Origin of the sequence: Coprococcus sp. AF16-5, from assembly GCF_003479365.1 — a bacterium.
Lineage (GTDB): Bacteria > Bacillota > Clostridia > Lachnospirales > Lachnospiraceae > Coprococcus > Coprococcus aceti.
Window position 1 is genome coordinate 91,772 of record NZ_QUGZ01000001.1, and the last position, 12,019, is coordinate 103,790.

Annotated in this window: 9 protein-coding genes; 8 read left to right on the forward strand and 1 reads right to left on the reverse strand. The window is 45.8% G+C overall.

Features of this window, described 5'->3' with window-relative positions; translation table 11 throughout:
* The first annotated feature begins 88 nt into the window (after positions 1-88).
* Positions 89-1,918: a GGDEF domain-containing phosphodiesterase gene (locus tag DWW70_RS00355; RefSeq protein ID WP_117549097.1), complete on the forward strand. Its 1,830-nt coding sequence runs from the start codon at positions 89-91 to the stop codon at positions 1,916-1,918.
* 343 nt (positions 1,919-2,261) lie between these two features.
* A complete protein-coding gene (locus DWW70_RS00360) occupies positions 2,262-2,852 on the forward strand; it encodes an NADH peroxidase (RefSeq protein WP_055224152.1) in 591 nt (196 codons plus the stop codon).
* A gap of 127 nt (positions 2,853-2,979) precedes the next feature.
* Here DWW70_RS00360 and DWW70_RS00365 read toward each other — a convergent pair whose 3' ends face one another.
* Positions 2,980-3,939: a DUF6709 family protein gene (locus DWW70_RS00365; protein WP_117874278.1), complete on the reverse strand. Its 960-nt coding sequence runs from the start codon at positions 3,937-3,939 to the stop codon at positions 2,980-2,982.
* A 161-nt stretch (positions 3,940-4,100) separates the two neighbouring features.
* Between DWW70_RS00365 and DWW70_RS00370 the strand changes: the two genes are divergently transcribed.
* From DWW70_RS00370 to DWW70_RS00395, 6 genes are all read left to right on the forward strand, one after another.
* Positions 4,101-4,652 carry a VanZ family protein gene (locus DWW70_RS00370; protein ID WP_055273512.1) on the forward strand — a complete coding sequence of 184 codons (552 nt, stop codon included), beginning with the start codon at positions 4,101-4,103 and terminating at the stop codon, positions 4,650-4,652.
* Between the two features lie 100 nt (positions 4,653-4,752).
* The gene (locus DWW70_RS00375; RefSeq protein ID WP_117549095.1) at positions 4,753-5,616 is read left to right on the forward strand and encodes a chorismate mutase; all 864 of its coding nucleotides are present in this window, start codon (positions 4,753-4,755) and stop codon (positions 5,614-5,616) included.
* Positions 5,617-5,646: 30 nt separating this feature from the next.
* The gene (gene pyrF, locus DWW70_RS00380; RefSeq protein WP_015534777.1) at positions 5,647-6,573 is read left to right on the forward strand and encodes an orotidine-5'-phosphate decarboxylase; all 927 of its coding nucleotides are present in this window, start codon (positions 5,647-5,649) and stop codon (positions 6,571-6,573) included.
* Between the two features lie 74 nt (positions 6,574-6,647).
* Complete coding sequence (locus DWW70_RS00385; protein ID WP_118649076.1) at positions 6,648-7,412, forward strand: dihydroorotate dehydrogenase electron transfer subunit; 765 nt, start codon at positions 6,648-6,650, stop codon at positions 7,410-7,412.
* An 11-nt stretch (positions 7,413-7,423) separates the two neighbouring features.
* Positions 7,424-8,326 (forward strand): dihydroorotate dehydrogenase, encoded by a 903-nt coding sequence (locus tag DWW70_RS00390; RefSeq protein WP_199669316.1) that lies wholly within the window; start codon positions 7,424-7,426, stop codon positions 8,324-8,326.
* Positions 8,327-8,369: 43 nt separating this feature from the next.
* Entirely contained in the window at positions 8,370-11,906 is a 3,537-nt protein-coding gene (locus DWW70_RS00395; protein WP_118649078.1) for an EAL domain-containing protein, read from the forward strand.
* Positions 11,907-12,019: the final 113 nt, after the last annotated feature.

Sequence of the window (12,019 nt, forward strand, 5' to 3'; positions counted from 1 at the left end):
GCCCAAAAGATGGATATGTGATAGAATGAAAAAGATTGAAAATTGAAATACTATGGCCTTAGGGCAGAACAGAGGTAATTGATATATTATGGAACATCAATGGTCAAAGGCATACAAACCAAAGAGAAAACTTTACGTGCTGAGGTCCAGAGAGTCAGAGGGGTTTGACGATTTTTGTCAGGAGAATGGCTATGACTGGTACAAGTGCTTTAGCAACATATACAGGCCGCTGGCAAACAGGGCTTTGTTTTATATGCCTGAGAAGATGATGGACGCCGGATATTCGCGTTTGTGTGGAGGAGTGGAGATAGGATACAGTGATATGGAGGTGGTTCCTCAGAACTGTGTGAGCATCACGGTTCCGGGATTCGACGTTGTGGATATAAAGGGATTTGATATATCTCTGATAGAGGATATACCGAGACTCATGACCATGGCGTATTCATATGCCAAGTTGTATATAGAGACGGAGAAGCTGCACATTGTTTCTAACCACAAGCTTCCATATATATGTTACATGGAGAGCGCAGACAGTCTGTGCGTGGAGATTCCGGTATGGTCCAAGAAGACCAAGACGGAGGAGATGCTGACTCTTGACAACATGAGTAAGAGAGATCTCTATGAGATAGCATACAGGGAGCCTGCCACCGGACATTACAACTGGACATGGCTCAAGGAGAAGCTTGAGCAGTGTGAATATATAGGACTGGATCAGTTTATATTTGCCAGATTCGACATAAAGGGCTTCAGGCTCATCAACAATGTTATGGGCCGTGAGGTGGCGAAGGATCTGTTCAGATATATATGTGACGCTATGACCAAGCAGGACTGGATATTGTACTCTGCAAAGTGTGAGAGTGACGATTTTGCCATGATTATAAAGTATATGCCGGAGGATGAGATAATGAACCGGCTATATACATTCTTTGAGGAGATAGGACAGCTTCCGTCGAACAGGAAGTATAAGATATTCTATAGCTGTGGTATCGTATTCTATGATGAATTCGAGAAACTCAACATGTCAATGCGCGTTGAGGACATGGCGCAGATGGCACACCTCCAGTGTATCAAGACCAATGTAAATGAGATAAAGATATACACATCGGAGATGAAGAAGGAATACATCATGGCACAGCAGTACAAGCTGGAGCTCCCGGATGCCATAGAGAATGAGGATCTCATGGTATATCTTCAGCCGAAGTACAATCCACAGAACGACACCCTGACCGGTGCTGAGGCTCTGATAAGATGGTTCTACAAGGGCGGAGATATTCTCTCGCCGAAGTATTTCGTGCCGCAGTTTGAGACTGACGGAACTATAGACATCATAGACAGATATGTGCTGAGACAGGTGTGCAAGAAGTTCAAGGAGTGGAAGGAGCTTGGCTACCCGCTCTACCCGATATCCTGTAACCTCTCGAGACACCAGATATCGAGACCGGATCTTATATATATACTGTGTGATATAGTCGATGAATACGGAGTGGATCACTCGCTTATAGACTTTGAGATAACTGAGAGTGCAGATTTCGCTGACGTGCAGTATCTGATAAAGGTGCTCAAGGATCTGAAGGCTGAGGGCTTCAAGATATCCATGGACGACTTTGGAACAGGATACTCCAGTATGGCACTTCTTAAGGATATGCCGCTGGATATAATCAAGATAGACAAGAGCTTTATTGACGGAATAGCCACCGGCGAGCCGAACAACAAGGACATGCTCATGACACAGGATATCCTTGCCATGTCAAGGCATCTGGGAATCAGAAGTCTTGCGGAGGGTGTTGAGACATTTGAGCAGAAGGAATACCTGAGAGAGTGGGGATGCCACTACATTCAGGGTTATTACTACAGCAAGCCTATACCTATCACGGGATATGAATATCTTCTCAAGAAGATAATGCTGGGACAGAGCTAGCCGGATAATGATGCTATATAGCGACATATAGAGAATATACAGAAGAGTATAAGAAGGATTGATATATGAATGTATCGATCCTCTTTTTCTATTTATATTGGACCTTAACAGGATGTAATCCCAATAATGTAATGTATATAATTTACAAGTCTTGTATATATAATCAACAACCTACTAAAAAAATAATTAAGAATCGTTCCCAATAGGGGTTGACTTTGATCAAAAAATAGGTATAATAAGATATAGTTGATAAATAAACATCAACAAAGAAGACAGAATATATTTTAACGATCAATGATGGATATTGATTAGATTATTTAAAAGAGAAAAGGAGAATTAAGTTATGGCAAAGTTTGTATGTACAGTATGCGGTTATATCTATGAGGGAGAGCAGGCACCAGCAGAGTGTCCTATCTGTCACGCAGGAGCAGATAAGTTCAAGAAGGTAGAGGGAGAGCTCACACTTGCAGCAGAGCATGAGTTTGGTGTATATGCTGAGACAGTTAAGAACAATCCAGAGATCAGCGATGAGGACAAGAAGTATATCTACGAGCAGCTCAAGGCTAACTTCGAGGGAGAGTGCTCAGAGGTTGGAATGTATCTCTGCATGGCTCGTGTAGCACATCGCGAGGGCTATCCTGAGATCGGTCTCTACTGGGAGAAGGCAGCGTACGAGGAGGCTGAGCATGCAGCTAAGTTCGCAGAGATGCTTGGATCAGACCTTGAGCAGAACATGACAGCTTCAACAGAGAAGAATCTTGCATGGAGAGTTGACTGCGAGTTCGGTGCAACAGCAGGAAAGGTAGATCTTGCAAAGTGCGCTAAGAAGAACAATCTGGATGCGATCCATGATTCAGTTCATGAGATGGCAAGAGACGAGGCAAGACACGGCAAGGCTCTCAAGGGACTTCTTGACAGATACTTCGGTAAGTAAGAAGAAGGTAAAGATTATTCATAAGGATAGTCAGTCTTACACATAAATCTAAAAAAGGTATATGCGGAAAGCAGTCAGGCTGCGATCCGTATATACCTTTTTTAGATTTATGTGTGCTATTTAATTGTTACTCATCTTTCTTGAGACTGAAGGAAGAGGAAGATGTAGTTGAGCTTGTTGTTGTATAAGGATTAGATGCGTGGGCATCCTGCTCTGAAGCTGCCGGCTGCTGTGAGTAGAACGGATCACTGTAAGACGTCTGCGGTGCCTGTGTCTGTTCTGCAGTGCCGTAGCTGCCACTGTTTGTAGTGCCGTACTGCTGTGTATAGCTGCCGTTATTTGGGCTGCCTGTGCTGCCCGGAGTGTACACGCCGTTGAAATCGCCTGTACCGTCATAGTAACCTGTGCCTGCTGGCTGTGCAGATGCGCTGATGGTGTTCTTGCTTCTTGTTGCCTTCAGGATCATGATCACTGCTGCCAGTAGGAATACAGCTCCGAGGACAAGCTTGAATATGTAATCTGAAGAGTCAACCATCTCTATATAGTAAGGAAAAGCTTCTGCCTTTGCGGTCGCATAGTCCTCACTTGTAGGAGTGTATCCATAATATTGTGCGTATGCGTCGACATACTTGGTGATGTAGTCGTCAAGGAAGCCCTGCACCTTGTCGCTGTTCTTGCGGATGACTCCTGTTATGTAGACTGGTTCTGCATCGTCAGCAGATGAGATCGCGTCAAATTTGGCGTCATCACTCTTGGAGATCGATATTCCGATCCACTTGGATGTGTCTCTTTTTGAGCCGTCTTCATTCTTGTCGCAGATATCAACGAGATAGTAGTATCCGTCGGTCTTGGTGACCACGTGATTGTACGTTGTAGTCTTCTCAATGTAAGCTCCGTATCCGTAGGTGAGTGTTCCCTCCACATACACTCCTGGTTTAACTTCCGATTCGTCACATGTAGTAACGTTTAGAAGCTTTCCGTGTAAACCGATAAATGTTCGTATACCCAGGAATAAAAGAACTATTCCGAATATACCGAAAACAACTGCTGATACGATGGGATTCCCCTTTTTCCTTGTTCTTGCCATAATGTTACCTCACTTTTTTTATTTGTTATGAATTATACATAACCACTTCAATACCTCACTTTTCTACAGTACAGGTAAAAAACAAATATTTCAAGTAAAAAAGGCAAAATCAAAAAAAATTAGACATTTTTTATGGTATACTCATTCATGGTGATGATTTTATGGCAAAGAAAACAAAAAAGAATGAGAAAAAGTACATATATATAATTCCGGCAGTGCTGTGGATGATATTCATATTTTACATGTCGTCCAGAACAGGAGATGACTCGTCGGCGGTGAGCAACCCCATGACAGACTTTATAGTGGGGTTGTTCCAGAAGGTGAGAAATGATTCCGCGCCCGTGGTTGACAGGATGACGGGAGTGGTGGAGATCATGGTCAGAAAGGGTGCACACATGACGGAATATGGAATCCTTCTGGCTCTGCTGGCCCTGGCGGTCAGAAAGGCCGGCGGAAGGATGACTTCGGCTGGCGTGTATATATGGTCAGTTGTGATAACATTTGTCTATGCGTGCTCCGATGAGATTCATCAGCTCTTTGTCGCTGACAGGGCAGGCAGGGGCACGGATGTGCTTATAGATATGTGCGGCGCACTGGCAGCTCTTCTTATTATATGGGGATCAAAGAGCACAAGGGGAAGGATAATAATGGGCTTTGTGATAGGGATAGTGCTGGTGGCAGCGGTTATGTTCCTTTTCCTGTGGCCTTTTTAGAGCGCATTTAGTATTGGCAGCCTTGAATTAGAGTGGGGCAGATGGTATATTAAAAAAGACTATGAGCATCACATTACCGATGCTGACTGGAGGATGCAGAATGACATTAGCAGATGTTAGAAAGAACATAGACCGGGTCGACAAGGAGATCAAGCAGCTCTTCAAGGAGAGAATGGTTCTTGCGGACAATGTTGCTCAGGTCAAGGCAGAGACCGAGGATGACATATATAAGCCAGACCGCGAGGAGGCCATCATATCCAATCTCACAGGGGATGTGGATGATAACATCAAGATGGAGTACACGGCGCTTATCAAGAGAATCATGGAGATAAGCAGAAAGTACCAGTATGGAAGGACTCTGGAGCTCAGGAACTGCCTAGATGTGGAGTATGATGTGAAGGAGCCTGACATAGATGCGGTGGCGATGATAAAGCCGGAGCTGTACATTTGTCAGGGATGCTCGAGGGACAAGGTCATTGCGGTGGACTCATACGATGAGGTGTATGAGCTCATAAAGACTGGCAAGGTAGACGCCGGAATGGGAATACTTGAGGACATAAGCTACGGAGTTTCGGATGCGCTTCACGAGGTGCTCACCAACAACAAGCTGTATATATACAGATGTAACATTGTAAATGAGAATGGACACAACAAGAAGGTTGTCACATTTGCAGACCACCTCATAGTGGAGGAGAACCACAACAGGCTGAAGGTGATGTTCGTATGTAAGAATAAGAGCGGAAGTCTCAGCAGCGTACTGTCCATGATCTCTGATTACGGGGTGAACCTCACAGAGATACACTCGGCGCCAAACAGGCAGGAGCATTGGAATTACAGATTCTATGTGGAGCTGTCTGCCAATTTACTGAAGAAGGATATACAGGCTTTAGTGTTCCAGCTCATGAACGAGACGGAGGAGTTTACGATCATCGGGAGCTATGCCTGTGACGAGGAACAGTTTTAGAGAAAAAATAATTTTTAAGGAGAAAATATCATGATAGACAAGTTAGTAAAGAATATCCAGAAGACAAATGCACCTATAGTAGTTGGACTTGATCCAATGCTCAACTATGTACCGGAGCATATCCAGAAAGCTGCATTTGCAGAGTATGGCGAGACACTTGAGGGCGCTGGTGAGGCTATATGGCAGTTCAACAAGGGAATAGTTGACGCTACATATGATCTTATACCTGCAGTTAAGCCACAGATAGCCATGTATGAGCAGTTCGGAATCGAGGGACTCAAGGCATTCAAGAAGACAGTTGACTATTGCAAGGAGAAGGGACTTGTCGTTATCGGAGATATAAAAAGAGGCGATATAGGTTCAACATCAACAGCATATGCGGTTGGTCATATCGGAAAGGTACAGGTGGGAAGCAAGACATATGCTGGATTTGATGAGGATTTCATCACAGTAAACCCGTATCTTGGAACAGACGGAATCAAGCCATTTGTGGATGTGTGCAAGGAGGAGAACAAGGGTATATTCGTTCTCGTCAAGACATCCAATCCATCATCAGGTGAGTTCCAGGACAGACTTGTGGATGGACGTCCACTCTATGAGATAGTCGGAGATATGGTTGACAAATGGGGCAGCGATGTTGTAGGTGAATCAGGATATTCAGCGGTTGGAGCTGTTGTCGGTGCCACATACCCTGAGATGGGAAAGGTTCTGAGAAAGGTTATGCCAAAGTCATTTATCCTTGTTCCGGGTTACGGAGCACAGGGGGGTAAGGCTGCAGACCTTGTACACTACTTCAATGAGGACAGACTCGGTGCGATCGTCAACTCATCAAGAGGAATCATAGCTGCTTACAAGCAGGACAAGTATGCACAGTTTGGTGCTGAGAACTATGCAGATGCCTCAAGACAGGCAGTAGTTGACATGATCGAGGATATCAACGGCGCACTTGATGCGTAATTAAGCCGGAATGTGTGCGGCGAGCCGGGCTTGTCCGCCGTACACTGATAATAGAATGATGATGGAGGAAGACTATGGGCAAACTTAAGATGACAGCAAAGGTGGCCAGCCAGGAGACTCTTGCCACTGATGTATACAGTCTGGTGCTTGAAGCTCCAGAGATAGCTTCACAGGCTATAGCAGGACAGTTCGTGTCTGTATATACTCACGATGGCAGCAAGATGCTCCCGAGACCTATCAGCCTCTGCGGAATAGACAGGGAGGCGGGAACACTCCGCCTTGTATACAGAGTGGTTGGATTTGGAACAAAGGAATTTTCACAGCTTGCGGCTGGAGATACGGTCGATATATTGGGACCTCTCGGCAACGGCTTCATGAAGTCGGACAAGAAGGCGATCCTGATAGGCGGAGGTATAGGAATCCCACCTATGTTACAGCTTGCAAAAGAGCTTGACTGTGAGAAGTCAGTCGTGCTCGGCTACAGGGATGAGATATTCCTGAACGAGGAATTTGAGCCATACGCACAGGTGTATATGTCATCTGAGGATGGACAGCACGGTGTGAAGGGCAACGTAATAGATGCCATAAAGGAATACGGCGTGGACGGTGCTGTCATATATGCATGTGGCCCTACTCCTATGCTTCGGGGAATAAAGTCATACGCCATGGAGAAGGGCATCGAGTGCCAGATATCCATGGAGGAGAAGATGGCGTGCGGCGTGGGCGCATGTCTTGCCTGCGTATGCAAGACAAAGGATATAGATGAGCACTCACAGGTGCACAACAGAAGGATCTGTAAGGATGGACCTGTATTCTACGCTGAGGAGGTGGAGCTGTAATGTCAGATAAGATCAATATGTCAGTGGATATAGCGGGTGTGACTCTCGAGAATCCAATAACAGTAGCTTCAGGAACATTTGGTTCAGGCATGGAGTACAGCGAGTTCGTGGATCTTTCACAGCTCGGTGCAGTAACCACCAAGGGCGTGGCAAATGTGCCATGGCCGGGCAATCCGACACCACGTATAGCTGAGACTTATGGCGGCATGATGAATGCCATAGGACTTCAGAATCCTGGAATCGATGTGTTCAAGAAGAGAGATATACCGTTCCTCAGGGATTATGATACAAAGATCATCGTAAACGTGTGTGGAAAGTCCAAGGAGGACTATGTTGACTGCGTTGAGAAGCTTGGCGATTGTGATGTGGATCTGCTTGAGATCAACGTGTCATGTCCGAATGTAAAAGAGGGCGGAATCGCATTTGGCCAGCAGCCGGATGCGCTCTACGATATAACAAAGGCAGTCAAGGCAGCGGCAAAGCAGCCTATCATCATGAAGCTGAGTCCGAATGTCACAGACATAACAGAGATGGCCAGAGCTGCAGAGGCTGGTGGTGCTGATGCGGTATCACTCATCAATACACTGACAGGTATGAAGATAGATGTGAACAGAAGAACATTTGCAGTGGCAAATAAGACTGCAGGTGTGTCAGGCCCTGCGATCCATCCGATAGCAGTCAGAATGGTATACCAGGTGGCAAATGCAATAAAGCTTCCTATCATCGGAATGGGCGGCGTGGCTACCACAGAAGATGCCCTTGAGATGATTATGGTCGGCGCAAGTGCGGTGGCAGTTGGAACGGCCAACTTCCACAATCCTTATGCAACAGTGGAGATCATAAAGGGTATTGAGGAGTATATGAAGAAGAATTCCATCAGCGATATCCATGAGCTGATAGGCTGTGTAAAATAGAACGATATAAGTCTTCTGTAAGAGTTTTAAGGGGTGTTGGGTTATGGAAGATAACATAGATATTGAAAAATATGCACAAAAACTCCGCATGGAACTGGATGAGGCGCTTGGCAGAAATGAGGAGCTCAGCGAGGAGATATCTGATCACGCAAGGATGCTTGAGAAGACTCTTGACAATCTGGCAGGCGGTGTGGGTATATTTGAACTTCACGGGAATAAGCCGGCTGTCAGGTACATGAGCAAAAGCTTTTATAAGCTGTTCAATGTGACCGAGGATCAGATGAGTGGATATGCCAGTGACTACGTGATGTTGGCCATTCCAGAGGATCGGTCTGCCCTTAAGAAGCAGATCCTGGAGACCATAACGAGTAACAAGACCACGGTGCGTGACATCCGCTTTACGGATGTGAATACCGGGGGATATTTCTGGATACAGGTCTGCCTTTCTGTCATGTCCATAAAAAAGGGAATCATCGCACTGTGTGCGGTGTTTATCGATGTGACAAGCAAGATGGAAGCGGAGCTGGAGAACAAGGCGCAGTCTGAGATGCTCAGGCTGATACTTCAGGGAAGCGGAGAATCCATAATCGTGTACGATGTCCCGACGGATACTCTGATAAATGAGAAGGTCGTGGATGGTGAGATGGTCACCACCATGAAATATGAGAATTTCTATAAGGGTATCGACACTAACAGGATAGTCCACGCTGACGACAGAGACGCCGTGACCGGCATGTTCAGAAAGATCCTTGATGCGGATGCGGATAGCTGTGACAGGCTGATGGGTGATCTGCGCCTTGATCTGGATGGCGGAGGCAAATGTGAGTGGTACAGAGTGCTCTTTGTTCCTCTCAGGGACTCCAAGAAAAAGGTTCGCAAGATATTCGGCAAATATTACTCCATAAACGATGAGAAGATAAAAAGTCAGGAGCTTCAGCTCAGGGCGGAGAGGGATTCTCTGACGGGACTTTACAATCATGTCACATTTCAGCACAAGATTACGGATATGCTAGAGTCTTTCCCGGGTGAACTGTGCGCTTTTTATATCATGGATATAGATGACTTTAAGCATATAAATGACGCATTTGGACATTATGCGGGAGATGATCTTCTGTGTGATGTTGCAGTGACGCTGGAGGAGGTTGCGTCGGCAGCCGGAGGATTCTCAGGACGACTGGGCGGCGATGAATTTGCACTGTTTATCCCGATAGTCGACAGAAGAGAGGACGTGTATAAGCTGGCTGAGAATATACAGACCAGACTCACCACGATCAATTGCAGTCTGCCGCATACTATGTCGATGGGAATAAGTATCCACAGGATAGAGGGTGGTATAGATTTTGACCTTCTATACAGTGAGTCGGATCAGGCGTTGTACGCAGCAAAGAGGGGCGGCAAGAACCGTTACTGTGACTATGCCGACTCAGCGGATATGCATTCATGTGATTCGCATCACAGCGGATATACATACAATGATGACGAAGGTCTTATGCTGGATGAGATATCTGATATAGCATATGTTGCTGACATGAAGACCCACGAGATGTATTTCCTCAACAAGGCGGCGAAGAGAAGTCTTGGAATTGCGGAGAACGACGATTCTTACAAGGGTAAAAAGTGCTTTGAGATAACCCAGGGCGGTGATGACCAGTGCCCATTTTGTTCTAATGAGATACTGGTTCCCGGACAGAGTTATGTATGGAATCACTACAACAGCAAGGCAAAGGGACTGTATGTGGTGAAGGATAAGATAGTTGACTGGCACGGAAGAAAGAGCCGGCTTGAGATTGCAGTTGACGTGTCTGACATAGATAAGACAACACAGGTTCTGGCGGACAGCTATGACATAGAGGATGCCCTTGTCAATTTCATGGCGAATATAACTTCAAAGCAGAGCAGTGAGGAGAAATATACCAGTCTGCTCGAGGTGATGGGAACTTTCTACAATTCCAAGAACGCCTGCCTTGTGGAGTATGGACAGGATGGCACAGGGGAGCTTTATTACTGGAAATCATCAGATGAGGAGTCGATAGAGGATGGTCTGAAGGCTCTTGTCACACAGAAAATGAGGGATGAACTGGAGAAGGAAGTCCTCAGGGACGAGGTTCTCATAGTGGACCGTTCCCATCCATTAAGGAATCCTGAAACAGAATTTGCACGGATGCTGAGTGACAGCAGGATATGGTCACTGTATGCGGTCCCGATCATAGTGGACGATGAACTGCTCGGCAGGGTATTTGTGTTCAATCCGGAGAAGCACAATGGAAACATAAGACTCATGAAGAACTTCGCTGCTTTTATCGGAAGTGAGATATATCAGAGACATCTGAAGGAGGACCAGCAGTTTGAGTTCACCCACGATAAGCAGACAAAATGCTTTAACAGGAACAGTTACATAGACTATATAAGAGGCAGAAAGAATCTGAGCAGTATTGGACTTGTGGCTGTGGATATCAATGAGATAAGGGGCATCGCGGAGATGTTCGGTCCGGATTATGCGGACGATGTGATCCTGCAGCTTGTCGGCAGGATAAGGAAGACGTTTCCGGACGAAAGGGTGTTCCGCATGGGTTATGACAGCTTTATCATCATATGCGAGAACATTGAGCAGTTGAAGTTTAACGTATATGCATCAAGACTGCGGGAAAACCTGCTCTACGGTGAGTTCACGGCATGTTGCGGGTATGTCTGGACAGATTATAACATTGACGTCCGCAGGATGGAGGATCATGCGGCAAATCTCCTGTATTCTGAGAAACAGCGTTGGTATGAACAGCAGGACTGTCATTCGGTGAAGTGGAATACGCTGAAAAAGGATATGGTGAAGAAGGAACTTGAGGAAGGACTGTTCTATGTCCTTTATCAGCCGAAGATGCTGTATCCGTCAGGAAAGATATGTGGGGCAGAGGCCCTTGTAAGATATTCCGGAAATGATGACTTAGCGGATGTTATCGACAGGCTTGAGAAGAGCAGGACTGTAAAATATGTGGATTTTTACGTGCTTGAGAATGTGTGCAGAGATCTGGCAAAATGGCATGAAGAGGGAATGCCATACATCCCGGTATCCTGTAACTTTTCCAGAATGTCGCTTATAGAGAGCAATGTGGCCAAGCAGATAGCAGCAGTGGTTGACAGGTACGGAATACCGCATGATGTGGTCGAGATAGAGATAACCGAATCGGTCAGCGAGCAGGAGCATGATACACTGGTGAACATATCAAACAATATACATGAGCTTGGATTCCGCATAGCGATGGACGATTTTGGAACAAAATACTCAAATGTCGCCATGCTTGCCCATATGGGATTTGACATTATCAAGTTCGACAAGAGCATGATAAATGACGTAACTGTCAATCCGGTGGATCGCACGGTTATGTGTCATCTCATAAACATGTGCAATGAACTGGGAATGTTCTGTATAGCTGAGGGTGTGGAGACCGAGGATCAGGCGGATGCGCTCAGCAGCATGGGACTGGCTTGTATACAGGGGTATCTGTGCAGCAGGCCGCTGGAGAAAGAAAAGTATGTGGAGATATGCAGGGAAAGAGGCATATCACAGCCGTACACCAATAAATAATTGAATCTTTATATGGATTATGGTAGTATGTGTAGGAAAAAGGGCAAAAAAGCCTGAAAACAGGAGGATTCGCAGAGACATGGAACAGTACAAGAAGGAATTTATAGAATTCT